24 protein-coding genes are annotated in these 23338 nt (G+C 61.7%); 12 read left to right on the top strand and 12 right to left on the bottom strand.

The features are described 5' to 3' along the window. Window positions 1-13 precede the first annotated feature (13 nt). The gene (locus tag C4J84_RS07395; protein WP_124370018.1) at window positions 14-2056 is read left to right on the top strand and encodes a S9 family peptidase; all 2043 of its coding nucleotides are present in this window, start codon (window positions 14-16) and stop codon (window positions 2054-2056) included. Window positions 2057-2124: 68 nt separating this feature from the next. Further along, window positions 2125-2598 carry a cyclic nucleotide-binding domain-containing protein gene (locus C4J84_RS07390; protein ID WP_124361771.1) on the top strand — a complete coding sequence of 158 codons (474 nt, stop codon included), beginning with the start codon at window positions 2125-2127 and terminating at the stop codon, window positions 2596-2598. Here the strand turns inward: C4J84_RS07390 and C4J84_RS07385 are convergent. Then, window positions 2595-2873 carry a hypothetical protein gene (locus tag C4J84_RS07385; RefSeq protein WP_124370017.1) on the bottom strand — a complete coding sequence of 93 codons (279 nt, stop codon included), beginning with the start codon at window positions 2871-2873 and terminating at the stop codon, window positions 2595-2597. The two genes, C4J84_RS07390 and C4J84_RS07385, sit on opposite strands and share 4 nt — an antisense overlap. Before the next feature lie 78 nt (window positions 2874-2951). Here C4J84_RS07385 and C4J84_RS07380 point away from each other — a divergent pair, with 78 nt between their 5' ends. The 4 genes from C4J84_RS07380 to C4J84_RS07365 all read left to right on the top strand — a co-directional run bounded on the left by C4J84_RS07380 (window position 2952) and on the right by C4J84_RS07365 (window position 5125). Further along, window positions 2952-3638 (top strand): spermidine synthase, encoded by a 687-nt coding sequence (locus tag C4J84_RS07380; RefSeq protein WP_058419598.1) that lies wholly within the window; start codon window positions 2952-2954, stop codon window positions 3636-3638. Window positions 3639-3697: 59 nt separating this feature from the next. Next, window positions 3698-4072 carry a YajD family HNH nuclease gene (locus tag C4J84_RS07375; protein WP_003210675.1) on the top strand — a complete coding sequence of 125 codons (375 nt, stop codon included), beginning with the start codon at window positions 3698-3700 and terminating at the stop codon, window positions 4070-4072. Between the two features lie 167 nt (window positions 4073-4239). Further along, window positions 4240-4707 carry an RNA methyltransferase gene (locus C4J84_RS07370; RefSeq protein ID WP_053136646.1) on the top strand — a complete coding sequence of 156 codons (468 nt, stop codon included), beginning with the start codon at window positions 4240-4242 and terminating at the stop codon, window positions 4705-4707. Between the two features lie 67 nt (window positions 4708-4774). After that, a complete protein-coding gene (locus C4J84_RS07365; protein ID WP_124366245.1) occupies window positions 4775-5125 on the top strand; it encodes a DUF2892 domain-containing protein in 351 nt (116 codons plus the stop codon). 144 nt (window positions 5126-5269) lie between these two features. Here C4J84_RS07365 and C4J84_RS07360 read toward each other — a convergent pair whose 3' ends face one another. Both C4J84_RS07360 and C4J84_RS07355 read right to left on the bottom strand, forming a co-directional pair. Beyond that, window positions 5270-6490 carry a hypothetical protein gene (locus C4J84_RS07360; RefSeq protein ID WP_124370015.1) on the bottom strand — a complete coding sequence of 407 codons (1221 nt, stop codon included), beginning with the start codon at window positions 6488-6490 and terminating at the stop codon, window positions 5270-5272. A 13-nt stretch (window positions 6491-6503) separates the two neighbouring features. Then, the gene (locus tag C4J84_RS07355) at window positions 6504-6953 is read right to left on the bottom strand and encodes a YcgN family cysteine cluster protein (RefSeq protein ID WP_003172524.1); all 450 of its coding nucleotides are present in this window, start codon (window positions 6951-6953) and stop codon (window positions 6504-6506) included. Between the two features lie 153 nt (window positions 6954-7106). On the opposite strand from C4J84_RS07355, the gene C4J84_RS07350 reads away from it, so the two are divergent. Beyond that, window positions 7107-7691, top strand: coding sequence for a nitroreductase family protein (locus C4J84_RS07350; RefSeq protein ID WP_124370014.1), 585 nt, complete (start codon window positions 7107-7109; stop codon window positions 7689-7691). A gap of 108 nt (window positions 7692-7799) precedes the next feature. Here the strand turns inward: C4J84_RS07350 and C4J84_RS07345 are convergent, their stop codons facing one another. From C4J84_RS07345 to C4J84_RS07330, 4 genes are all read right to left on the bottom strand, one after another. Continuing rightward, window positions 7800-8732, bottom strand: a complete 933-nt coding sequence (locus C4J84_RS07345) for a D-2-hydroxyacid dehydrogenase (protein WP_124370013.1) — start codon at window positions 8730-8732, stop codon at window positions 7800-7802. Window positions 8733-8840: 108 nt separating this feature from the next. Beyond that, window positions 8841-9134: a YcgL domain-containing protein gene (locus tag C4J84_RS07340; protein ID WP_124361763.1), complete on the bottom strand. Its 294-nt coding sequence runs from the start codon at window positions 9132-9134 to the stop codon at window positions 8841-8843. After that, on the bottom strand, window positions 9131-10264 hold the full coding sequence (gene rnd, locus C4J84_RS07335) for a ribonuclease D (protein ID WP_124370012.1): 1134 nt from the start codon (window positions 10262-10264) through the stop codon (window positions 9131-9133). Before rnd ends, C4J84_RS07340 begins: the two co-directional genes overlap by 4 nt. A gap of 122 nt (window positions 10265-10386) precedes the next feature. Next, window positions 10387-10986, bottom strand: a complete 600-nt coding sequence (locus C4J84_RS07330; RefSeq protein ID WP_124370011.1) for a class I SAM-dependent methyltransferase — start codon at window positions 10984-10986, stop codon at window positions 10387-10389. A 207-nt stretch (window positions 10987-11193) separates the two neighbouring features. Between C4J84_RS07330 and C4J84_RS07325 the strand changes: the two genes are divergently transcribed. The 3 genes from C4J84_RS07325 to ltrA (C4J84_RS07310) all read left to right on the top strand — a co-directional run bounded on the left by C4J84_RS07325 (window position 11194) and on the right by ltrA (C4J84_RS07310) (window position 14706). Then, on the top strand, window positions 11194-11967 hold the full coding sequence (locus C4J84_RS07325) for a transporter substrate-binding domain-containing protein (protein ID WP_124370010.1): 774 nt from the start codon (window positions 11194-11196) through the stop codon (window positions 11965-11967). A gap of 72 nt (window positions 11968-12039) precedes the next feature. Beyond that, the gene (locus C4J84_RS07320) at window positions 12040-12879 is read left to right on the top strand and encodes a cache domain-containing protein (RefSeq protein ID WP_124370009.1); all 840 of its coding nucleotides are present in this window, start codon (window positions 12040-12042) and stop codon (window positions 12877-12879) included. Window positions 12880-13338: 459 nt separating this feature from the next. Then, the gene (gene ltrA / locus C4J84_RS07310; RefSeq protein WP_124370008.1) at window positions 13339-14706 is read left to right on the top strand and encodes a group II intron reverse transcriptase/maturase; all 1368 of its coding nucleotides are present in this window, start codon (window positions 13339-13341) and stop codon (window positions 14704-14706) included. A 738-nt stretch (window positions 14707-15444) separates the two neighbouring features. On the opposite strand, the gene ltrA (C4J84_RS07300) is transcribed toward ltrA (C4J84_RS07310), so the two are convergent. The 3 genes from ltrA (C4J84_RS07300) to pobA form a co-directional block, all read right to left on the bottom strand. Then, entirely contained in the window at window positions 15445-16812 is a 1368-nt protein-coding gene (gene ltrA, locus C4J84_RS07300; RefSeq protein WP_124370008.1) for a group II intron reverse transcriptase/maturase, read from the bottom strand. A 489-nt stretch (window positions 16813-17301) separates the two neighbouring features. Beyond that, on the bottom strand, window positions 17302-18816 hold the full coding sequence (locus C4J84_RS07290) for an MDR family MFS transporter (RefSeq protein WP_124370007.1): 1515 nt from the start codon (window positions 18814-18816) through the stop codon (window positions 17302-17304). A 66-nt stretch (window positions 18817-18882) separates the two neighbouring features. Beyond that, on the bottom strand, window positions 18883-20067 hold the full coding sequence (pobA, locus tag C4J84_RS07285) for a 4-hydroxybenzoate 3-monooxygenase (RefSeq protein ID WP_177412774.1): 1185 nt from the start codon (window positions 20065-20067) through the stop codon (window positions 18883-18885). 187 nt (window positions 20068-20254) lie between these two features. On the opposite strand from pobA, the gene C4J84_RS07280 reads away from it, so the two are divergent. Then, window positions 20255-21133: a helix-turn-helix domain-containing protein gene (locus C4J84_RS07280; RefSeq protein WP_124361755.1), complete on the top strand. Its 879-nt coding sequence runs from the start codon at window positions 20255-20257 to the stop codon at window positions 21131-21133. 28 nt (window positions 21134-21161) lie between these two features. Here C4J84_RS07280 and C4J84_RS26240 read toward each other — a convergent pair whose 3' ends face one another. Then, window positions 21162-21338 (bottom strand): hypothetical protein, encoded by a 177-nt coding sequence (locus C4J84_RS26240; RefSeq protein ID WP_164484515.1) that lies wholly within the window; start codon window positions 21336-21338, stop codon window positions 21162-21164. Window positions 21339-21436: 98 nt separating this feature from the next. Next, window positions 21437-22342, bottom strand: a complete 906-nt coding sequence (locus C4J84_RS07275; protein ID WP_124370005.1) for a LysR family transcriptional regulator — start codon at window positions 22340-22342, stop codon at window positions 21437-21439. A 105-nt stretch (window positions 22343-22447) separates the two neighbouring features. Here C4J84_RS07275 and C4J84_RS07270 point away from each other — a divergent pair, with 105 nt between their 5' ends. Next, a complete protein-coding gene (locus tag C4J84_RS07270) occupies window positions 22448-23314 on the top strand; it encodes an MBL fold metallo-hydrolase (RefSeq protein ID WP_124370004.1) in 867 nt (288 codons plus the stop codon). Window positions 23315-23338 lie beyond the last annotated feature (24 nt).

Here is a 23338-nt window from a genome sequence, read left to right as displayed (position 1 = left end):
TAGAGAATTATCCATGCCTATTTCGACCGCACCGATTGCCCGCAAGGCCCCAGGCCCAGACCCGTACGCCTGGCTGCAGGAGCGTGACAGCCGCGACGTCCTCGATTACCTCAAGGCCGAAAACGCCTGGCAAGAGGCGCAGCTCGCCGACCAGCAGGCGTTGCGCGTGAGCCTGTTCGAAGAGATCAAGGGCCGCATCCTGGAAACCGACTTGTCCCTGCCCTCCCCCTGGGGCCCGTATCTGTACTACACCCGCACCACCGCCGGTGACGAATACGCGCGCCACTACCGCTGCCGCCGCCCGGCCGCTGACAGCAACCAGGTGGATGAGCGCAGCGAAGAGCTGCTGCTGGACCCGAACGTGCTGGCCAATGGCGGGTTTTTCTCCCTCGGCGCGTTCAGCATCAGCCCAGACCATCAGCGCCTGGCCTACAGCCTCGACACCAGCGGTGAAGAGATCTACACCCTGTTCGTGAAGGAATTGGCCACCGACAAGGTCAGCGAACTGGCGTTCGACAACTGCGACGGCAGCATGACCTGGGCCAACGACAGCCTCACGCTGTTCTTTGGCGAACTGGACGACACCCATCGCCCGCACAAACTCTACCGCTACCGCCTGGACGGCACGGCAGCGCAGGAAGTGTTCCACGAACCCGACGGACGTTTCTTCCTGCATTGCTACCGCTCCAGCTCCGAGCGCCAGTTGCTGCTGGCCCTGGGCAGCAAGACCACCAGCGAAATCTGGGCACTGGACGCAGACCAGCCGCACCTGGGTTTCACCTGCCTGGCGCCACGGGTGGAAGACCATGAATACGATGTCGACCACGGCCAGCTGAACGGCCAGTGGACCTGGTTTATCCGCAGCAACCGCGACGGCATCAATTACGCGCTGTTCGTCGCCGCCGACACCGGCACGGTGCCCACCGAAGCCGACTGGCAGAACCTGATCCCCCACAGCGACGAGGTGATGCTGGACGGCATCAGCCTGAATGCCAGCGCCATGACCTTGAGCCTGCGCATCGGTGGCCTGCCGGTGATCGAAGTGCACCCCGAGGGCGTGCCGGCCTATCGCGTGGAACTGCCTGACGCGGCTTACAGCCTCTACGTACAGGACAGCCTGGAATTTATCAGCGACAAGGTCCGCCTGCGCTATGAAGCCCTGAACCGCCCGGCCCAGGTGCGCCAGTTGGAACTGGCCAGCGGCGCTCAACAGGTGCTCAAGCAAACCCCGGTACTCGGCGTATTCAATGCCGACGACTACGTCAGCCAGCGCCTGTGGGCCACGTCCGCCGACGGCACCCAGGTGCCGATCAGCCTGGTGGTCAAGCGTGACCAGCTCGGCAAGCCGACGCCGTTGTACCTGTATGGCTACGGCGCGTACGGCCAAAGCCTCGACCCGTGGTTCTCCCATGCACGCCTGAGCCTGCTCGACCGTGGCGTGGCGTTTGCCATCGCGCATGTGCGCGGCGGCGGCGAACTGGGTGAAGCCTGGTATCGCAACGGCAAGCAGGAACACAAGCAGAACACGTTCAGCGATTTCATCGCCTGCGCCGAACACCTCATCGCCCAGGGCCTGACTACCGCCAGGCAACTGGCGATCAGCGGCGGCAGCGCCGGCGGCCTGTTGATCGGTGCCGTGCTCAACCAGCGCCCGGAACTGTTCCAGGCGGCGATCGCCGAAGTGCCGTTTGTCGATGTGCTCAACACCATGCTCGACCCGGACCTGCCGCTGACCGTCACCGAATACGACGAATGGGGCAACCCGCAGGAGCCCGAGGTGTATGCGCGCATCAAGGCGTATGCGCCTTACGAAAACGTGCGGGCCCAGGCCTACCCGCACCTGCTGGTGATCGCCGGTTACAACGACAGCCGCGTGCAGTACTGGGAAGCGGCCAAGTGGGTGGCCAAATTGCGCGACACCAAGACCGACGACAACCTGCTGCTGCTCAAGACCGAGCTGGGTGCCGGTCACGGTGGCATGAGCGGCCGTTACCAGGGATTACGTGACGTAGCGCTCGAATACGCGTTTGTCTTCAAGGCGCTGGAACTGATTTAGGAACTTAGCCAGGCGGTCCTGTCTGAACACAGGACCGCCTACCGAATTGATGGACCAAGATCGCAGTTATGTCAGAACCCACCCTGCTCAACCAAGAAATCCGCGACATGTTGATGGACTGCGGCCTGTTCGACCCGCTGCTACCGGAAGATTTTCATATCGCCGCGGGCTACTTCAATATCAGCAGCATTGCCCAGGATGAGGTGATTTTCCTCGAGGGCGATGCCGGCACCTTCATGTGCATCCTCCACAGCGGCCAGGTGGCGGTGCAGAAAACCAACCACGCGGGCCAACGCCTGACCATCGCCACCCTGCGCAGCGGCCGGGCCTTTGGCGAAATGGCGGTGCTCGACGGCGAACGGCGCTCGGCCAGCTGCATGGCGGCCACCGACTGTGTGCTGCTGAACCTGGGCAAGGACGCCCTGGAGAAAATGCTCAACGAAGCGCCCAGGGTGGCGGCCAAGATCATCCGCGCGATTGCCATCGCCCTGTCCAAGCGTTTGCGCATGGCTGACGGGCAATTACTGGCGCAACAGTTTTAACCGCCAGGCGTCTTCGGCTTGCTGTCGTTCTGCTGCAGGCCCGGCACGGTCTGGTCCTTGGGCGGCGCCGGCAGCACGATGGGTGCCAGGGGCGGCGAGCCGTTGGTCTTGGGCGCGACGGGCGGCGTGACCTGCGGGTACAACGTGGGCGTTGGCGTGCCCGGCGCGCCGGGGGTGGGTGCGGGGGCGACCGGTACGGTTTGCGACTCCTGCGCCTGCACCGCACCCAATGTGAGCGCGCCAAGCACAATGACCGTTAGAATGCTGCACTTCATCGATGGCTCCATGGCCTGACCGGAATGTCGTAAGGCTACTCCCAACCGCGCAAGAATGCCCTTCCCAATGAGATTTCCATGAAACGTTTCGTTCTGCTGGACACCACTCCGATCCCCGACAACGGCGGTGCCTTGTGCCTGTTCGAATACGGCGAGGATTTTGTCATCAAGATTCAGGGCGGTGACGGTGGCCAGTTGATGAACACGCGCATGCACGGTTCCGAAGACGCCCTGGCGGAAATTCCCTGCCGCAAGGTCGCGGGGCGCCCAGGCTCTCGGGTGCTGATCGGCGGCCTGGGCATGGGGTTCACCCTCGCCTCGGCGCTCAAGCACTTGGGCAAGAGCGCCGAAGTGGTGGTGGCGGAATTGGTCCCGGGGGTGGTGGAGTGGAACCGTGGGCCGCTGGGCGAAAAGTCCGGCCGCCCCTTGCTTGACCCGCGCACGGTAATCCGCCTGGAAGACGTGGCCAAGGTGTTGCAGGCCGAGCCCCAGGGCTTTGATGCGATCATGCTCGACGTCGATAATGGCCCTGAAGGCCTCACGCAGAAGGCCAACAGTTGGCTGTATTCCGCCGGCGGCCTGGCCGCCTGCGCCAAAGCGCTGCGCCCCAAGGGCGTGCTGGCGGTGTGGTCGGCCAGCGCCGACAAACTGTTCAGCGACAAACTGCGCAAGGCCGGTTTCAAGGCCGAGGAAGTGCAGGTGTTTGCCCACGGCAACAAGGGCACGCGGCATACCATCTGGATTGCGGAAAAGCTCAAGGGCTAATTGCGCTGTGATTAGCTAGAATCAACCTGTCCGTGACCACCCAATAGCCAGGAGCCATGATGAGCTCGACCAATCCGCCCTCCCACACCGCCAAGCTGGACCGCATCCTCGCCGACGCCCAGCGCGACCGGGAAATGGGCTACCGCGACAAAGCCCTGAAAATGTACCCCCACGTGTGCGGCCGCTGCGCTCGTGAGTTCGCCGGCAAGCGCCTGAGCGAACTGACCGTGCACCACCGCAACCACAACCATGACGACAACCCCCAGGACGGCTCCAACTGGGAACTGCTCTGCCTGTACTGCCACGACAACGAGCATTCGCGCTATACCGACCAGCAGTATTTCGGCGAAGGCTCCACCAGCAGCCCGACGATTGCCAAGGCCACGCACAACCCGTTTGCGGCGTTGGCGGGGTTGATGAAGAAGGACGACTGAGGATTTTGTTGGTTGTTCCGGCCTCATCGGGAGCAAGCCCCCTCCCACATTATGATTTGTGAATACAGTCAAATGTGGGAGGGGGCTTGCTCCCGATAGCGATCGCCCCAGCACCACGATGCCCCAAAGCCGTATAATCGCGGTTTTTCTCCAAGGCACCCTTCCCCGTGGGCAATAAACGCTACAGCTGCATCGGTCTGTACAACCCCAAATCCCCTGAAAACGTCGGTTCGGTGATGCGCGCCGCCGGCTGCTACGGCGTGGCTTCGGTGTTCTATACCGGCGTGCGTTACGAGCGCGCGCGGGACTTCATCACCGACACCAAGAAGGTTCACCACGACATTCCGCTGATCGGCATCGATGACCTGAAGAAGATCCTGCCCCTGGGCTGCATCCCCGTCGCCGTGGAACTGGTGGAAGGCGCCCGCCCGCTGCCCGAATACACCCACCCCGACCGCGCGCTGTATATCTTCGGCCCGGAAGACGGCTCGCTGGATAAAGACATTCGCGACTGGTGCGAGGACGTCGTCTACATTCCGACCACCGGCTGCATGAACCTTGCCGCCACCGTCAACGTGGTGCTCTACGACCGCCTGGCCAAGGGCAACAACACCCGCTCGGGCCCCAAGTACTGAAATATCGGGAACATCCGGCCCTCGAGAACAGTCAGCTACTTACACTTGCCTTTGTAGGAGACAGACCATGAGCGACAGCAAAACCCTGCGACCTTTCATCGAACACCAGCAACCTGAAGCCCCGCGTACACAGAACGTGCACGGCTGGGAGCGCATCGGCTCGGTGGCCGGTGGCGTGATGATGGTAGGCAAAGGCCTGCGCCGTGGCGGGCTCTTCGGGCTGATCCAGGTGGCGATTGGTGGCGTGGCGCTGGCTCGGGGTTTCACCGGGCACAGTTCGCTCAAGGACAAGCTGGAGCAAGGCCGCCAGGAAATGAACAGCGTACGCACGAAGATCGAGCGCGCTGGCGCGGAGCTGCAGAACTTGAAGACCAAGGCTGAAGTGGCAGCTGAGAAAGCCACGAAAACCGTGGGGTGACCCAGGTCTTCGGCCTATAGAGATTCAAATGTGGGAGGGGGCTTGCTCCCGATAGCAGGGTGTCAGTCACCGCATACAGTGACTGAACCACAGCAATCGGGAGCAAGCCCCCTCCCACATTTTGCTTTGTGCATGGCTTGAAGATCAGCGCAGCAGCTTGCTGTCGAGCACGGCGGATGAACCATCGATGATGCGCTCAGCCAGTTGCACAAACTCTTTTGTGGTAACGCTACCGGCCCGCATTACCGCCTGCGCCAGGTCATCGAGCGACCGTTTGTTATGGGTTTTCACGCGGATCTCTCGGTCCAGCTCCTGCAACACCACCACGGCCCGTGACACCGTCGCGCCGCTGACGTGCTCGCCACGCAGGCGCGCCACGTCCTTGCCCTCGTTCGCCAGGCGCACCTGTATCGCCTGATACCGTTCATCGGTGATGCCCCCGGCGCGGCGCACCAGCTCAATGGCGTAATAGCCGGCCAGGCCTTCGCTGATCCAGTCACTGCTGTCGTGGTCATTGAAGCGGGCGATGGCCTGCACCACTTCGCGGATCAACGGGCTGCTGCCGTCTTCGCTGACCAGCGGCGTGCGGCTGTTGAGGTAGATCGAGTCACGCGCCGAAACTGCGCCACGGCGCATCGGATCGCTGGCGCCCACCACCAGCAATTTGGCCGGGTGGCGCGGGAACGCGGCTTCCACCTGCGGCCACACGAAGGTCAGCAGCGTCAGCACATCCATACGCCGCATGCCCTGGCCCTTGGGCGAGGTCACGGTGACCTCGGTTTCCCCCAGGCGCATGCGGCGGCTGCCCAGGTTACCGGCGAGCATCCAGCCGGTGGGGCGGTCGAACAGGCGGGATACGTTGTCGATGCGAAACCGGTTCTTGCCGATACGCGGCCAGGCGGTCTCGACGCTTTTCCAACCCGCCGGCAGTTCGAACATCAGCCGCGCGACCAGCTCCACCCCGTCCTGCTGGTCCAGCCGTGCGGCGGGCACCAGGTCATCGCCACGAAACAGCGCCCAGCCTGGCGTCATCCGCGTTTCATAGCTGCCCGGCTTGCGCGCGTGGGTGAGGCGTACGCGGTAGGTCAGGCTGGCCTTGTCGGCGCCGGGTTGCCAATGACCGCGATGACCAGTGACTTTCCATTGCCCATCGGCCTTGAAGTCGCTGTAGTCACCGTCCTGGCCCAGGTCAAAATCCAGGCTGCGCACGGCGGAACCCTGGGACAGGCTCACGCGCACCTCGGCCTGATCGCTCTGGGGCAGGAGTTTGACGTGGTAATCCAGGTCGACTTTCTTCGCGCACCACGCCGGCATGCTCAGTGCCAGCAACAGCGCAGAGGTCGCCAGCTTGAATCCCACCCTCATACACATTCCTCGTTCAACCTGCGCGGAAGATCAGGTAATCCTCCCAGTCGTCCTCTGGCACGCTGCCTTCGCTGAGCATGCGCCCGGACTGGGAAATGCGTTCGTGGTGCACGGCGTCGCGGTCGCCACAGACCAGGTGGTGCCACAGTGGCAAATCCTTGCGCTCGCTGACCAGGCGGTAGCCGCAGGTGGGCGGCAGCCATTTGAACTGGTCGGCCTGGCCGGGTGTGAGCTGGATGCAGTCGGGCACCGACGCGCGACGGTTGGGATAGTCGGTGCACTGGCAGGTTTTCAGGTCGAGCAGTTTGCAGGCGATGCGCGTGTAATAGACGCTGTTGTCGTCTTCATCCTCAAGCTTTTGCAGGCAGCACAGGCCACAGCCGTCGCACAACGACTCCCATTCCTCCTGGTCGAGGTGTTCGAGGGTTTTGCGTATCCAGAAAGGTTCGACTTTGGCGGCCATGGCTCTGCGTCAGTATCGGTAGGTGAAAAGGCCGCCAGTCTAGTGCCCAAGCCCCCTGGGGCCAAGCGCTGTCGACTGGCGGTGTAACAACACTTGTCAGTCTAGTAGCGGCGCAGTAGTTTTGAGCGCCGAATTGACGATCAGGAACTGCTCATGACCCGTGTCGCCGACTACCCGATCCATCCCCAATTCATCGACCGCTGGTCGCCGCGCGCCTTTACCGCCGAAAGCATTCCCCAGGAAACCCTGCTTAGCTTCTTCGAAGCGGCGCGCTGGGCCCCTTCGGCGTACAACTCGCAGCCATGGCGTTTTCTTTATGCCCGTCGTGACACGCCGGATTGGCCGCGTTTCCTGGGCCTGCTGAATGAATTCAACCAGGGCTGGGCGCAGCATGCGTCGGCGCTGGTGATCATCGCCTCGAAAACCGACTTCATCGCCCCCGGTGCCAAGGAAGAAACCCCGGCCTTGTGGCACACCTTCGACACGGGCGCCGCCTGGGGTCACCTGGCCCTGCAAGCCAGCCTGAGCGGCTGGCACACCCACGGCATGGCGGGCTTCGATCAGGAGCTGACCCGCAAAGAGCTGAAGATTCCAGAAGGGTATGCACTGCATGCCGCCGTGGCCATCGGCAAGCTGGGGGATAAGTCGACCCTGCCGGAGTACCTGCAAGGGCGTGAGGCGCCGAGCCCGCGCAAGCCGCTGAGCGAGCTGGTCTCGGAAGGCGACTTCAGTCTCTGAAATGTGGGAGGGGACTTGCCCTCGATGGCGGAGTGTCAGCCGGCTAATGTACTGACTGGCCCACCGCTATCGGGGGCAAGCCCCCTCCCACATTTGTACTGCTGTGGTTCAGTAACCGCGCTCGAAACTCACCTCGCCGCGCAGCTCTTGCTTGGCTTGATAGGCACGCACGTTCTGCACGAACAGCTCCACCATCATCGACGGCGAAGTCGGCGCCGAGCTGTGCCCGGTCAACAATAAGCCCCACGCCGTCCAGAACGGGTGGCGCTGCGGCAGCGGTTCCTGGCGGCACACGTCGATCACGGCACCGGCCAGGTGCCCTTCTTTCAGGGCTTCGACCAGATCGGCATCGACCACCGCCACGCCGCGCCCGACGTTGATAAACAGCCCGGTCGGCTTGAATTGCTTGAACAGGGCCGCGTCGTACAGGTCATGGGTTTCGGGGGTGTTGGGCAGCAGGTTGATCACATAATCCACCTCGCCCACCAGCCGGCCCAATTGTTCGAGCCCGGCGACTTCAATAAATGGCGCCTGCTCGCGGGCCTGGCTGGCGATGCCATACAGCTTGACGCCGAACGGCAGCAGGAACTGCGCCACGCTCTGGCCAATATCGCCGGTTCCGACGACCAGCACCTTGCGCCCCGCCAGGCTCTGGCCCAAGCGGTTGTCCCACTTGCGCTCGACCTGGCTGACCAGCCGCGCCAGCACTTCACGTTCGTGACCGAGCATATAGGTCAGGACGAATTCGGCCATGACCTGGCCAAAGATACCGACCGCACGGGTCAGGCGATAATCACGCGGCAGGCCTTCAGCCAGCAGCGGCGTGATGCCGGCCCAGGTCGATTGCAGCCATTGCGGGTGATGCCCCTGGCGCAACAGCGTTGCCAGCAGGTCCGGCTGGCCCAGCCACACCGGGCAATCGGCAGCCAGGCGCGAGAGTTCGGCCGAGTCGCCGCTGGTCAGCACCTCGAGGTCGGGCGCGGCTTCGCGAAGCAATTGGGCGTAGAGCGGGTGATCCTGTTCAGCAATCAGAACACGCATTGTTCAAACCTTTCAAAAACAGTACAGACGGCCGCCCGCATCCTTACGGCCAGCGCCAACTCAATACGATTGCGTTGAAGAATGTGCCCGGCACCGGGCACCCACCGATCACATCGGGTCGTTGCGTCGCAGCAACTCTTCGGGCAAGTGTTCGATGTACTCGTCCTCGGCCGGCGGCATTTGCAGGTGGTAGCCCTGCTTGTCGAGGTTCTCCAGGACCACGACGATGTCTTCGCGCGACAGCTTGCGCTGCGGTGTCAACACCATGTCGAACGCGTGATGCGGCTTGCCGAAGGCCACCATCAACGGCTCCGGCACCCGCTCCAGGGCGTCACTTTTGAGGACGTAAAGGTACATGCCGTCTTTTTTCAAGCTGCGATAAATGGAGCAGATACGTTTCAAGGCTGTTCTCCGGCAGTGGCCAGGCTGTCGAGCAGCGCCTGGCCCATCAACTCGCGGCGCCAGCCACGCAGCGAGTCTGGCAATTGGTAAGGCCCATCGGGGTAGCCACTTTTAACCAGGGCTTCGAGGGTTTTCTTGCGCAGCATCAGCTCCGGGGCCATGTCCAGGCGTTCAGCTTCAGCCTGGCCCAGGGCGCGCAGTTGCTTGATCAGCGCAGCGGCGTCGACCGGCAGCGGTTCAGGCACGGCAGGCGGCCATTGGTCCATGGGCACGCTGCCCGCACGCTTGATCAGGTCGAGCAGGAACTGGCCGTCCTGACGCACGGTGCGCGGGTGCATGTCTTCGATCTTGCCCAGGGCGGCGAGGTTATCCGGCTGGGATTTGGCCAGGGGCCATAACGAGTGTTCACGGATGATGCGGTTGCGCGGCAGGTCACGGGCACGGGCCTGCTGTTCGCGCCAGGCGCACAGTTCACGCAGTACGGCGAGTTGGGCGCGCGACAGCTTCCACGCCAGCTTGGCGTCGCGGTACACCTCGTACGGGTCGACTTCGCGACGCAGGTTGGCCACCAGTTCGGCACCGTCTTCCAGCACCCAGGCGTACTTGTCATCCGACAGACGCGGGCGCAGGCGGATATACACCTCGGCCAGGTGCACGGCGTCTTCGGCGGCGTAGCTCACCTGGGTGTCGGACAATGGCCGCTGCAGCCAGTCCGAGCGCGTCTCGCCCTTGGGCAGGTCGATATCGAGCACCGCTTGCACCAGGCGCGAGTAACCCATGGAGAAACCCAGGTTCAGGTAAGCCGCAGCCAATTGGGTGTCGAACAACGGCGCCGGCAGGCTGCCGGTCAGGCGCAACAGCACTTCCAGGTCTTCGCTGCAGGCGTGTACCACCTTGATCACGCCTGGGTTTTCCAGCAAGGCGGCCAAGGGTTGCCAGTTGTCGATGGTCAGCGGATCGATCAGGTAAGCGCGCACGCCATCGCCGATCTGGATCAGCCCGGCAATGGGATAGAAGGTGTCGACCCGCATGAATTCGGTGTCGAGGGCGACGAATGGCAACTGCTGCCATTCGGCGCAATGCTGGCCGAGGCTATCGTTGTCGCAGATCCAGTGAATATCGATGGCCACACGGCTCTCCCTTGAAGAATGGCGCGCAGTATATATCGCGAAAGGGGCTTGCGAGCATCCGCAGTGCACAGGCAACCATGAAAACTCAGACAGGAGATGACGAATAATCCGACAGGCGGGAGTTATCCCCTCTTACGCAGGACGTAGACACACCAGAGCTTGGAGCCCGGCAGGAACTCCCGGTGATTCAAAACCTTGAAGCCCGCCTGGCGGAACTCCTCCTCAACCGGCGTACGCGCGTCCACGGACACAATCACGGTATCGCGACTGACCCGGTGAAATTCGCGCAGCAACACCAGGCGCACCTCGGTGCTGGGCACATGGCGAAACAACTCCAGGCAGAAGATGCAATCCACCGCATTCGCTGAGAGGCCGATGGAAAACGCCGAGCCGGGGAATGTCTTGACGCGTTTGAGCAGCGCCGCCGGATGGTGGGTGCGGGCATGGTCGAGCATTTGCTCGGAATTGTCCGACGCCAGGATCACCCGATTGACGTGCTCGCCCAGCACCGGCCAGAACCGCCCGGAGCCGCAGGCCAGGTCCAGGATCAACCCCGGCTCCCCGGCGACCTTCAACGCATGGCGCACCAACCGCGCATCGCGCCATGCGGCCAGGCGCTGCAACAGCCCAGGCGGACGAGTATCACCGCAGACCCTGGCATGCTCACGGTCATGGCGCTCGGTGAATTCGGTCTCGATGGAGGATGGAGGCTGTGACGACATCGCGGGCTCATGTGGCTATAACGGAAGTAGAACGACCTTGGTCCGCAGCTTAACCACTGCAACGTGAAAAAAAGGTCGAAAGCCCTCCGGGTCTTCCGTTGATGATTCGGGACGCCATTGCCATTGGGCTAAACCGCCGACACACCTTGTCCCCCTGCCCCGCGCTGTCAATAATGACCACCCGACCTGCCCCAAGGATTCGACCGCATGAAAGCACCTCTAGCCCTGTGTGTACTGGCGAGCATGGCAACCACCGCCCTGGCCGATGCCAGCCCGTCGCGCCTGGACGAGGTCATCGAGCGTGGCACGCTGACGGTGTGCACCACCGGCGACTACATGCCCTACACCTCGCTGCGTGCCGATGGCCGCTACCAAGGCATTGATATCGCCATGGCTGAATCCCTGGCCAAGAGCCTCAACGCGACGATCACCTGGGTGCCCACCACCTGGAAAACCCTGATGCCGGATTTTCTGGCGCAACGCTGCGACATTGCCGTGGGCGGTATTTCGGTGTCGTTGGAGCGCCAGAAAAAAGCCTTCTTCAGCCAGCCGCTGGGCGTCGACGGCAAGATCCCGCTGGTGCGCTGCGCCGACGTACAGCGTTACCAAAGCGTCGAACAGATCAACCAGCCCCAAGTGCGGGTGATCGAGCCGGCGGGCGGCACCAACGAAGTGTTTGCCCGCACCCACCTGGCCCAGGCGCAGATACGCCTGCACGACAACGTGACGATTTTTGACGAACTGCTGGCGGGCAAGGCCGACGTGATGATCACCGACGCCAGCGAAGCGCGATACCAGCAGAAACAAAAACCGGGGCTGTGCGCGGTCAACCCCGAGCGGCAGATGCAGTACAGCCAGAAAGCCTTCCTGCTGCCGCGCGATGATGTGGCCTGGAAAAGCTACGTCGACCAATGGTTGCACCTGAGCGTGGCGACCGGGGTGTATGACGGCATCGTCAGTCAGTGGCTGGCGGCGCCTTGATCAGCTTGCGCCACGATTCCCTCGCCGACCGTCTACGCTCTTGTCATTCCAACAAAATCGAGGGATGGATAAATGAACACACTGCTGCGATTCACCTGGCTGTTGCTGTTGTGCTGTAGCCAGGTGCACGCCGCCACGGCCCAGGATGCGGAGGCCCAGGCGGCCAAGGCGCTGCTGGAAAAAGCCCTGGCGTACTACCAGAGCAACGGTGACCAGGCATTGGCCGCTTTCAGCCGCCAAGGTGAGTTCATCGACCAGGACCGCTACGTATTCGTGGTCGATACCAAAGGCGTGCTGCTGGCCAGTGGCGGCCCCTCTTCGGCCTTGATCGGTCGAGACGTGTCCGAGGTACTTGGGCCTGATCTGCAGGCTTCGTTCAAGCAAGCTATCAGCGCACCCGAAGGCCAGGGTATCCAGCAGGCCGATTACCGCTGGCAGAACTGGAATGACGGCAAGGTCGAGCACAAGCATGTGTTTTACCAGCGCGTGGGCGAGCGCATCCTGGCGGTCGGCTATTACCTGCCACGGGCTACGCCGGAACAGGCACGGGCGCTGCGCAACAAGGCGGTGAACGCGCTGGTGAAGGATGAAGCGGGGACGCTCAAGGCGATCAACTCATTGCAGGGTGGTTTTCTGCAGGACGATCTCTACGTGTTCGTGGTGGACCTGGATACGCGGCGCTATGTGGCGCATGGCACCAACCTGCGCTTGATCAATACGGATTTTGCCAAGGTCAAGGACCCGGATGGGAAGCCTGTGGGTGAGCCGATTCTTCAACTTATGACTGAGCAGGATCAGGGGGAGTACAAATATCGGTGGAAGAATCCGGTGACGGGGAAGGTTGAGAATAAGCATGCTTATTTGCGTAAGGCGGGGCGGTTTATGGTGGCGGTGGGGTATTACAGTCCCTGATCGGGAGGGTGGGGTTGACTGAGTACATATCCGTTATTTAGGTAACGGCGGCTTAGGGTTCCGCCCTTACGGCGGGTCACTTGTGCGCCCGGCATGGGCGCCATCTTGGAGGTGAAAGTCCTCTCGTAAGCTGGCCACAGCGAACGAAGCGAAGCGCAACTGCAGAAGGGTGACCGACTGTGGGGAGGAAGCGTGGAGCATAAACCTCGAGCCGAGGTACACGAATCGCATCTGAGGCGGATTCGGTCAGGGCGAGCAGCCAAGTGCCTGCGAAGCTCTTGTGGCCTAAAGGCCGGATACGTAAATGCGGCGGTTGTGAGGTGAAGGATGGCGTTCTTACCCGGGGAGATCTCGCCTCATGCCTGAAAGGGCGACGGTGTGAGCCGGAGCGAGAAGTCAGCAGAGGTCGTAGTAGCTGCTTGGCAGTGAAGGACCAAACGAGAAGAAAAGCGGTTTGACATGACGATACAGCAGGCCATGCAACAGATGCCCGGGCAACCGGGGCGGGAAGCGACGGCGAAGGGTGAATCTCCAAGCTGCGCGTCCAGCGTTGAAGCTGGCTGTCCGCGACATGATCCAAACCCCACAGGAGAGGGGCTGCTACAAGCAGCCCTTAGCAAAGAAAACTTACTGCTTGCCCTCAAACGGGTGCGTTCTAACAAAGGTGTTGCGGGTGTGGACGGTCTGACGATCGACGAAACCGTGCAACACCTGAAAACGGCATGGCCGGGAATACGCAGCCAGTTACTGGCAGGTGAATACCGGCCTGCTCCCGTGCGCAGGGTCCTGATCCCGAAACCGGATGGTGGCGAGCGCAAGCTTGGCATCCCGACGGTCACGGACAGACTCATTCAGCAGGCACTATTGCAGGTTCTCCAGCCGTTGCTGGATCCTGGTTTCAGTGAACACAGCTACGGCTTTCGTCCGGGGCGCAGCGCTCACCAGGCCGTTCTGGCGGCGCAGCAATATATCCATTCGGGGCGTCAGGTTGTGGTGGATGTCGATATCGAGCAGTTTTTCGATTGCGTCAACCATGACCTGCTGATCGCCCGACTGAGCAGGAGGGTGACTGATCGGGGCGTACTGTGCCTGATCCGGGCCTACCTGAACTGCGGGACGTTGATCGGAAAAGACGTAGTGATCAACAGGCAGGGGACGCCGCAAGGCGGCCCGCTTTCACCGCTGTTGGCGAATGTGGTGCTGGATGAAGTGGACAAGGAACTGGAACGAAGAGGTCATTGCTTCGTCAGGTATGCGGACGATGCCAATGTTTATGTACGCAGCCCCAAAGCCGGCCTGCGGGTGATGGCAGTGCTCCAACGCCTCTACGGTCGCCTTGGGTTGCGCATGAACGAAGGCAAGAGCGCAGTTGCCAGTGTGTTCGGTCGAAAATTCCTTGGGTACGGCTTCTGGCTGACACCCGACGGAAAGATCAGGCGCTGGGCAACAAACAAGGCACTCCAGGCTTTCAAACAACGCATCCGGGAATTGACTTCGCGTAACGGCGGTCGAAGCCTGGAGCAGGTCATTGGAAGATTGAGGCCGTACCTACTGGGCTGGAAGGCGTATTTCTGCCTGTCGCAAACCATAGCGATGTGGAAACGGCTGGATGGATGGATACGTCGAAGACTCAGGGCAATCCAGCTCAAGCAGTGGAAGACCGGCAGGACGACCTATCGTGAGCTGTGCAGGATGGGGGCGACCCCGGATCTAGCTGCGCAAATAGCGGTGGATAGCCACAGGATCTGGCACAACAGCGCCGGGCTGATTCATAGCGTTCTGACGGTCGCGTGGTTTGATCGGCTGGGGCTTCCCCGCCTCAGTTAACCTGAACTTCTCGAACCGCCCGGTGCGGACCCGCATGCCGGGTGGTGTGGCAGGGGAGCGGCCAGATGGCCGCCCCCTATGCCGATTTGAAAAGCGCAAAAGTAAGCAAAACGCTCTTGCCCCACCACTCGGCACCTCGCTTAGGCTCGGTGTGCCCGTAATCCGACAGCGATTTGGGGGGCCGCCGCCACGCGCCATCCATGGCGCGGGGCGGCTAAACCGGCATCCCTGCCGGTTTACCCCCCAAATCCCTATCGAATTCCGGCCAGCGTGGTTTAACGGGGCGCTTAGATCAAAAGCAAAAGCAAAAGCAAAGCGAGGCGGCCTTCGAGCCGACCTAATCATTGAAGCGTGCGCGGTGTGGCTTCTACTTCCTCAGACGCTGACGAAGTCAGCAATCTTTTGATCTTGCTCTTGCTCTTGCTCTTGCTCTTGCTTTGGATCTTGATCTCAGTCGCCCCGTTAAACCACGCTGGCCGAACGCAGGCTTGAATCCGTGGGTAACCCGGCAGGACGCCGGGTTAGCCGCCCTGCGCCATGGATGGCGCATGGCGGCGGCCCACGGATTCAAGCCGGAGTGAGGGCACACCGAGCCTAAGCGAGGTGCCGAGTGGTGGGGCAAGAGCGTTTTGCTTACTTTTGCGCTTTTCAAATCGGCATAGGGGGCGGCCATCTGGCCGCTCCCCTGCCACACCACCCGGCATGCGGGTCCGCACCGGGCGGTTCGAGAAGTTCAGGTTAACTGAGGCGGGGAAGCCCCAGCCGATCAAACCACGCGACCGTCAGAACGCTATGAATCAGCCCGGCGCTGTTGTGCCAGATCCTGTGGCTATCCACCGCTATTTGCGCAGCTAGATCCGGGGTCGCCCCCATCCTGCACAGCTCACGATAGGTCGTCCTGCCGGTCTTCCACTGCTTGAGCTGGATTGCCCTGAGTCTTCGACGTATCCATCCATCCAGCCGTTTCCACATCGCTATGGTTTGCGACAGGCAGAAATACGCCTTCCAGCCCAGTAGGTACGGCCTCAATCTTCCAATGACCTGCTCCAGGCTTCGACCGCCGTTACGCGAAGTCAATTCCCGGATGCGTTGTTTGAAAGCCTGGAGTGCCTTGTTTGTTGCCCAGCGCCTGATCTTTCCGTCGGGTGTCAGCCAGAAGCCGTACCCAAGGAATTTTCGACCGAACACACTGGCAACTGCGCTCTTGCCTTCGTTCATGCGCAACCCAAGGCGACCGTAGAGGCGTTGGAGCACTGCCATCACCCGCAGGCCGGCTTTGGGGCTGCGTACATAAACATTGGCATCGTCCGCATACCTGACGAAGCAATGACCTCTTCGTTCCAGTTCCTTGTCCACTTCATCCAGCACCACATTCGCCAACAGCGGTGAAAGCGGGCCGCCTTGCGGCGTCCCCTGCCTGTTGATCACTACGTCTTTTCCGATCAACGTCCCGCAGTTCAGGTAGGCCCGGATCAGGCACAGTACGCCCCGATCAGTCACCCTCCTGCTCAGTCGGGCGATCAGCAGGTCATGGTTGACGCAATCGAAAAACTGCTCGATATCGACATCCACCACAACCTGACGCCCCGAATGGATATATTGCTGCGCCGCCAGAACGGCCTGGTGAGCGCTGCGCCCCGGACGAAAGCCGTAGCTGTGTTCACTGAAACCAGGATCCAGCAACGGCTGGAGAACCTGCAATAGTGCCTGCTGAATGAGTCTGTCCGTGACCGTCGGGATGCCAAGCTTGCGCTCGCCACCATCCGGTTTCGGGATCAGGACCCTGCGCACGGGAGCAGGCCGGTATTCACCTGCCAGTAACTGGCTGCGTATTCCCGGCCATGCCGTTTTCAGGTGTTGCACGGTTTCGTCGATCGTCAGACCGTCCACACCCGCAACACCTTTGTTAGAACGCACCCGTTTGAGGGCAAGCAGTAAGTTTTCTTTGCTAAGGGCTGCTTGTAGCAGCCCCTCTCCTGTGGGGTTTGGATCATGTCGCGGACAGCCAGCTTCAACGCTGGACGCGCAGCTTGGAGATTCACCCTTCGCCGTCGCTTCCCGCCCCGGTTGCCCGGGCATCTGTTGCATGGCCTGCTGTATCGTCATGTCAAACCGCTTTTCTTCTCGTTTGGTCCTTCACTGCCAAGCAGCTACTACGACCTCTGCTGACTTCTCGCTCCGGCTCACACCGTCGCCCTTTCAGGCATGAGGCGAGATCTCCCCGGGTAAGAACGCCATCCTTCACCTCACAACCGCCGCATTTACGTATCCGGCCTTTAGGCCACAAGAGCTTCGCAGGCACTTGGCTGCTCGCCCTGACCGAATCCGCCTCAGATGCGATTCGTGTACCTCGGCTCGAGGTTTATGCTCCACGCTTCCTCCCCACAGTCGGTCACCCTTCTGCAGTTGCGCTTCGCTTCGTTCGCTGTGGCCAGCTTACGAGAGGACTTTCACCTCCAAGATGGCGCCCATGCCGGGCGCACAAGTGACCCGCTGTAAGAGCGGAACCATAAGCCGCCGTTACCTAAATAACGGATATGTACTCAGTCACCCCCAACGACCTGGTCGGCCCAGAGGCCGCCACGCCCCAAGCCCTCAGCGCTTATCCCCAAGCCCCCGCAACACCCGATCCGGCATCACCACCGCCGCCGCCAACCCCAACAACGACACCCCCGCACTCACCATCAACAAACGCCGAAACGTCACCGCCAACTCCCCCCGCAACGCATCCCGCGCCGCCCCAGGCGCAGCGTTAAGCCCATCAAGCAGCACATTCCCAGAGCCCCCCTCGCCCACCAACGCACCACTGGCCAAATGAACAAAACTCCCATCCTGCAACAACGCCAGCAGCAACGCCGACATACACGCCACCCCCACCGCCCCACCCAGGGAGCGGAACAGGTTGGTCGTACTGGTCGCCACGCCAATATCACGCTGCTCCACCGAATTCTGCGTCCCCACCAACGAAGTCGGAAACTGCATCCCCGCAGCAATCCCGCACAACAGCATGAACAATGACGTCAGCCCGACTGCCTCAGGCGCACTGTAGGCCATGCCGAAAATCGCCAGGGGACTTAACACCGCGCCACTGAGGATCATCGGTTTATAGCGGCCCGTCACCGACGTCATGCGCCCGGCGAAATAGGCGCCCATCGGCAACCCCATCGCCAGGGGCAGCAGGTGCAGGGCCGCGCTGTCGGCACCGGCGCCGGTCACGGTCTGGTAACGCAGCGGCATCAGCACCGTCAGGGAAATCGCCTGGAAGCTGGTGATGAAAATCGTGCACCAGCACAACACCGCGCTGCGGTTGACGAACAGGTGCATGGGCAACAACGGCTCCGGCGCGCGGCGTTCATGCCATACGAACACGCTCAACGCCAACAGCGCACAGGCCAGCAGCCCGAGCACTTGATCGTCACGCCAGGCATGGCCCTGGCCGATTTGCGTGATACCAAGCAACAAAGCGGTCAAACCGATGATCATCAGCACGGTGCCGAGGTAATCGATGATCGGTTTGCGTTGTGGCACCGGCAACCCCACGAGGGTGCGATGGGCCACGTACCAGGCGACTGCGCCCAACGGCAGGTTGATCAGGAACACCCAGCGCCAGGACAGGTATTGGGTCATATAACCGCCCAACACCGGCCCGGCGACGCTGGCCACTGCATACATGCTGCTGAAGTAGCCCTGGTAACGCCCGCGCTCGCGGGGTGGGATGATGTCGCCGATGATCGCCTGGCTTACCGAGACCATCCCGCCGGCACCGATGCCCTGGAGAACCCGCGCCAGCACCAGTTGCTCCATGCTTTGCGCCAAGCCACAGAACAGCGAGGCGACGGTGAACAGCCCCATGCCGATCAACATCATCGGCCGCCGCCCATACAGGTCGCCGAGTTTGCCGTAGATCGGCACCGCCACCGTCATCGCCACCATGTAGCCGGAGATCACCCAGGCCAGCAGGTTGACGTCATGAAATTGCGCGGAAATGGCCGGCATCGACACGGCGACGATGGTCTGGTCCAGCGCACCGAGAAAGATCGCCAGCATCAGCGCGGCGAGGATGCTACGCACGGCGGGAACGGTTGGAGCGGGCTGATTGAGAGGGGTCACGGCAGAACCTTCGAGCAGGGCCCGCAGGCAACGGCAGCCAGCGGGAATGCCGAATACGATAGCAGGCTATTCGATAGCTTCGTAAGGAAGCCCGACGTAATTTTCCGCGATGGTCTTGCGCCCCGCCTCGGAGTTAATGAAGTAATCCAGCTCGCTCTCGGCAATGCGCTGGCTGAAGCCGTCCGCCTCGGGAAATTGATGCAGCATCGAGGTCATCCACCAGGAAAACCGTTCGGCCTTCCACACCCGCCGCAGGCAGATGGCGGAGTACCGCTCGAGCAACTCCACGCGCCCTTCGCGATAGACCTTGAGCAAGATCCGAAACAAGGTGTTCACATCACTGGCCGCCAGGTTCAAGCCCTTGGCGCCGGTGGGCGGCACGATGTGCGCGGCGTCGCCGAGCAGGAACAGGCGCCCGTACTGCATCGGCTCCACCACGAAGCTGCGCAGCGGCGCGATGCTTTTTTCAAGTGACGGCCCGGTGACCAGCCGTTCAGCCAGGTCGGCGGGCAGGCGGGTTTTCAGCTCATCCCAGAAGCGCTGGTCCGACCAGTCGGCCAAGGGCTCCTGCGCGGGCACTTGCAAGTAGTAACGGCTGCGGGTCGGCGAACGCATGCTGCACAGCGCAAAGCCACGGGAATGCTTGGCGTACACCAGCTCCGGGTGCACCGGCGGCGTATCGGCAAGCATGCCCAGCCAGCCGAACGGATAGACGCGCTCGAACACCTGCAGCGCCTCGGGCGGAATCGACTGACGGGCCACGCCGTGAAAGCCATCACAACCGGCGATGTAATCGCACTCCAGGCGAAAGGCCTGGCCCTGATGCTCGAAGGTCAGCCAGGGACGTTCAGTTTTCAGGTCATGGGGTTGTACGTTCGAGGCTTCATACAATGTCGTGGCGCCGGCTGCTGCACGGGCGGCCATGAGGTCACGGGTGACTTCGGTCTGGCCGTAGATCATCACCGACTGGCCGCCGGTCAGGGTCTTGAGGTCGATGTGGGTGAGTCGGCCATCGCGCGCCACGGCGAAACCGTCATGCACCAGGCCCTCGGCGTCCATACGTCGGCTGACACCGGCCTCGCGCAGCAGGTCGACCATGCCTTGCTCCAGCACCCCGGCGCGGATGCGGCCTTGCACGTAATCGGCGGTTTGGCGCTCTAGGATCAGGGTCTGGATGCCAGCATTGTGCAGCAACTGGCCGAGCAGCAGTCCGGACGGACCGGCGCCAATAATGGCGACTTGGGTTTTCAGCGTTTTCATTATTCTTATGGCCTGCAGGCTTCACTCGAACCGAACGAGTGAAAGAGTTGTCAGTGGACGTGTGGCTGACATTTTTCACTTGAGCGAGCAGCATAAGAAGGTGAAAACTGTTTCAAAGCCTGCGCTTTTTGCCAATCGGGGCGATTACCGACCACTTCCTGAGTATCGGATTGAAACCATGACCAACACCGCGATTCCGGTCTTCAAGCTTTACGGGGAAAGCCAACAGTGGCCGACCCCCGATTTGTTGCACTGCGAAACCATTTCCCGGCGCAGTCGGGAATACCAGTGGGAAATCCAACCCCACCGGCACGCGGACCTCTGCCAGCTGCTGTACGTGCACAAAGGCCAGGCACACCTGGAAATCGAAGGCCAGCGCACCACGCTCAACGAAGCGAGCCTGCAGGTACTGCCGCCGCTGTGTGTGCACGGTTTTCGTTTTTCCGAAGATGTCGAAGGTTACGTGGTGACCCTGTCGGCGCCCCTGGTCAGCCACTTGCAGGCGCAACTGGGCAGCACGGTCGATGGCCTGCACGCCCTGGGCAACTACCCGGCGGGCAAGGACAGTGATTACCTCAACAACCTGTTCACCCGTTTGCAGGACGAGTACGCCGACGATCAACCGGCACGCGACATGATGATGCACGCCCTGGTCAGCGTGCTGCTGGTGTGGGTCAGCCGCCAGGCGATCCAGCGCCGCCACCCCAGGGTGCCACGCAGCCGTGAATATTTCCGGCGCTTCACCCAGTTGGTCGAACAGCATTACCGCGAACACCCCAAGATTGAAGACCTGGCCCACAAGTTGGGCATCTCGGTCTCACACTTGAATGGGACGTGTCGGGAGTTGGGCGGGCAGCCAGCCTTGCAGATCATGCATGACCGCCAATTGCTGGAGGCCAAGCGCCTGCTGACGTACACCAGCATGACCATCAATGAAATGTCGGAAGTGCTGGGGTTTTCCGACCCGACCAACTTCTCACGCTTGTTCCGGCGCAGGGTCGGATTCTCACCCAAAGCGTTTCGCGAGCAGCTGAAGGCCGATAGCCCGCAGCATTAAACATCGGCGGCTTGCAGCGCGTCCGGCATCAACGCAAGGCACTGAAACTGCCGCTGCGGGGCACACACATATCCTGATGGCAACTGATCGCAAAGGTGGGCTGCATGCGCGTCTGTTCCACGCGATACGCGGCCGTCCCGTAAAGCGCGGTAGCCAATGCGCACAGGCTGAAAATCATCAGGTACTTTCTGGTTTTAATACTCATGACACACCTCTGAACAGATCTATACGGTGCTGTTTAAAGCATAGGTCAGTCCGGGCAAGTTGCCATGATTGCAGGCCATTCAGCCCGTTTATGTCGCCTCAGAGACCGACATCCCAAGCAGGCGCCTCGGGAAACCGCAGCACCAGAAAATCCAGCAGGCTGCGCAACGCCGAGGGCATGTGCTTGCGCGAGGCGTACACCGCATAGATATTCATCTGCCGTGGCTCGGCCCCCGGCAGCAAGCGCACCAGTTCACCGCTGCGGATCAGGTCGCCGGCCTGATAGCTGGGAAGCATCGCCACCCCTGCCCCCGCCAGCGTGACACGCAATAATGTGCTGGCCTCGTTGGCGGTGATATTGCCGTGTACGGGCACCGACACATGCTCGCCGTTTTCCTCGAAATGCCACAGGTTCTTGCCGAAGTAGGAGTGGGTCAGGCAGTTGTGCCGGGCCAGGTCTTCGACTTTCTGCGGCGCCGGATGCACCTGCAGATAAGCCGGCGTGGCGCATACCACCGAGCGGCATACGGTCAGGCGCCGGGCGATCAGGTTCGGGTCCAGGTCGTTGCTGGTGCGAATCGCTAGGTCGATGCGCTCATCCACCAGGTTCACCGTGCGATCCAGCATTTGCAGATCGACCGTCACCAACGGGTAGCGTTTGACGTATTCGGCAATGGCCGCGCCCAACTGCGCCTGGCCGAACGAGGTGCTGACACTCAGGCGCAGCAGGCCCCGCGGGGTCTCATCGGGCTCGCTGACGGCGGCCTGCATATCAGCGCACAGTTCCAGCAATTGCCGACAACGCGGCAGGGTTTCACTGCCGGCGGCCGTGAGGCTGAGCTTGCGCGTGGTGCGGTGCAGCAAGCGCGCGCCGACCCAATCTTCCAGTTCGGCCAGATAGCGCGAGACAACTGGGCGCGACAGGTCCAGATGATCGGCGGCGGCAGATTGACTGCCCAGGTCCACCACGCTGACAAACACGCGCATTGCTTGAAGACGATCCATGATTTGCCCGATTTCAGAAACAAACTATGTCCCAGCATCGCATTTTTTGTGATGTTTTATGCAACTAAGCTCTGTGCACCCCTTACCGATGGCAGGAGCTGCCCGATGTTCTCGACCTTCAAACGCTTAACTCTGGCGACAGCCGCCCTGGCCTTCAGCGCCCACGCACTGGCGGCAGAGTTGAAACTCGAGGTGTACAACCCCGGCGAAGCCGCGATTTTCCCGGTCAGCTCGGTGCTGGTCAGCGGTGCCAAGGACGCGATCCTGGTGGACGCACAATTCGGCAAGGGCCAGGCCGAGCAACTGGTGCAGAACATCCGCGCCAGCGGCAAACACCTGACCACCATCTACATCAGCCACGGCGACCCGGACTACTACTTCGGCCTCGACACGCTCACCGCCGCATTCCCTGAGGCGAAAGTGCTGGCGCCCCAACCGGTGGTCGACCATATCAACGCCACCGTCGCCGCCAAGCTGGCGTTCTGGGGCCCGAAAATGGGCGCCGACAAACCGGCCAAGACCGTCGTGCCACAGGTGCTCGAAGGCCACAGCCTGACGCTGGAGGGACAGGAGTTGGAAGTCATCGGACTGGACGGCCCGCAGCCGGATCGCAGTTTTGTGTGGATTCCGTCGATCAAGGCCGTGGTCGGCGGCGTGGTGGTCGCGCAAAACATTCACCTGTGGATGGCTGACACCCAGACCCCGCAGTCCCACAAGGATTGGCTGGCCACCTTGCAACGTATTGCAGACTTGAAGCCGACCACCGTGATTCCGGGCCATTACCTGGGCACGCCATCACCGGCCTCGGTCACGTTCACCGCCGACTACGTCAAGGCCTTCGACAGCGAAACCGCCAAGGCCAAGGATTCCGCCGCCCTGATCGCGGCGATGAAAAAGCGTTACCCGACCCTCGCCGACGAAAGCTCGCTGGAATTGAGCGCCAAAGTCGCCAAGGGCGAAATGAAGTGGTGAATGGTTTTAAACCCTGACCTGACT

Origin of the sequence: Pseudomonas sp. R11-23-07 (assembly GCF_003852295.1) — a bacterium.
GTDB lineage: Bacteria > Pseudomonadota > Gammaproteobacteria > Pseudomonadales > Pseudomonadaceae > Aquipseudomonas.
This window is presented reverse-complemented; position numbering and strand designations above follow the sequence as displayed.

Bases quoted from the DNA above. Each gene is read 5' to 3' on its own strand.
- C4J84_RS07325 (WP_124370010.1), top strand. From the start codon at position 11,194: ATGAAAGCACCTCTAGCCCTGTGTGTACTGGCGAGCATGGCAACCACC.
- C4J84_RS07280 (WP_124361755.1), top strand. From the start codon at position 20,255: ATGACCAACACCGCGATTCCGGTCTTCAAGCTTTACGGGGAAAGCCAA.
- C4J84_RS07275 (WP_124370005.1), bottom strand. From the start codon at position 22,342: ATGGATCGTCTTCAAGCAATGCGCGTGTTTGTCAGCGTGGTGGACCTG.
- C4J84_RS07270 (WP_124370004.1), top strand. From the start codon at position 22,448: ATGTTCTCGACCTTCAAACGCTTAACTCTGGCGACAGCCGCCCTGGCC.
- C4J84_RS07375 (WP_003210675.1), top strand. From the start codon at position 3,698: ATGAGCTCGACCAATCCGCCCTCCCACACCGCCAAGCTGGACCGCATC.
- C4J84_RS07385 (WP_124370017.1), bottom strand. From the start codon at position 2,873: ATGAAGTGCAGCATTCTAACGGTCATTGTGCTTGGCGCGCTCACATTG.
- ltrA (WP_124370008.1), top strand. From the start codon at position 13,339: ATGACGATACAGCAGGCCATGCAACAGATGCCCGGGCAACCGGGGCGG.
- C4J84_RS07355 (WP_003172524.1), bottom strand. From the start codon at position 6,953: ATGGCCGCCAAAGTCGAACCTTTCTGGATACGCAAAACCCTCGAACAC.
- C4J84_RS07360 (WP_124370015.1), bottom strand. From the start codon at position 6,490: ATGAGGGTGGGATTCAAGCTGGCGACCTCTGCGCTGTTGCTGGCACTG.
- C4J84_RS07395 (WP_124370018.1), top strand. From the start codon at position 14: ATGCCTATTTCGACCGCACCGATTGCCCGCAAGGCCCCAGGCCCAGAC.
- C4J84_RS07345 (WP_124370013.1), bottom strand. From the start codon at position 8,732: ATGCGTGTTCTGATTGCTGAACAGGATCACCCGCTCTACGCCCAATTG.
- C4J84_RS07320 (WP_124370009.1), top strand. From the start codon at position 12,040: ATGAACACACTGCTGCGATTCACCTGGCTGTTGCTGTTGTGCTGTAGC.
- C4J84_RS07350 (WP_124370014.1), top strand. From the start codon at position 7,107: ATGACCCGTGTCGCCGACTACCCGATCCATCCCCAATTCATCGACCGC.
- C4J84_RS26240 (WP_164484515.1), bottom strand. From the start codon at position 21,338: ATGAGTATTAAAACCAGAAAGTACCTGATGATTTTCAGCCTGTGCGCA.
- ltrA (WP_124370008.1), bottom strand. From the start codon at position 16,812: ATGACGATACAGCAGGCCATGCAACAGATGCCCGGGCAACCGGGGCGG.
- C4J84_RS07330 (WP_124370011.1), bottom strand. From the start codon at position 10,986: ATGTCGTCACAGCCTCCATCCTCCATCGAGACCGAATTCACCGAGCGC.
- C4J84_RS07365 (WP_124366245.1), top strand. From the start codon at position 4,775: ATGAGCGACAGCAAAACCCTGCGACCTTTCATCGAACACCAGCAACCT.
- C4J84_RS07380 (WP_058419598.1), top strand. From the start codon at position 2,952: ATGAAACGTTTCGTTCTGCTGGACACCACTCCGATCCCCGACAACGGC.
- C4J84_RS07390 (WP_124361771.1), top strand. From the start codon at position 2,125: ATGTCAGAACCCACCCTGCTCAACCAAGAAATCCGCGACATGTTGATG.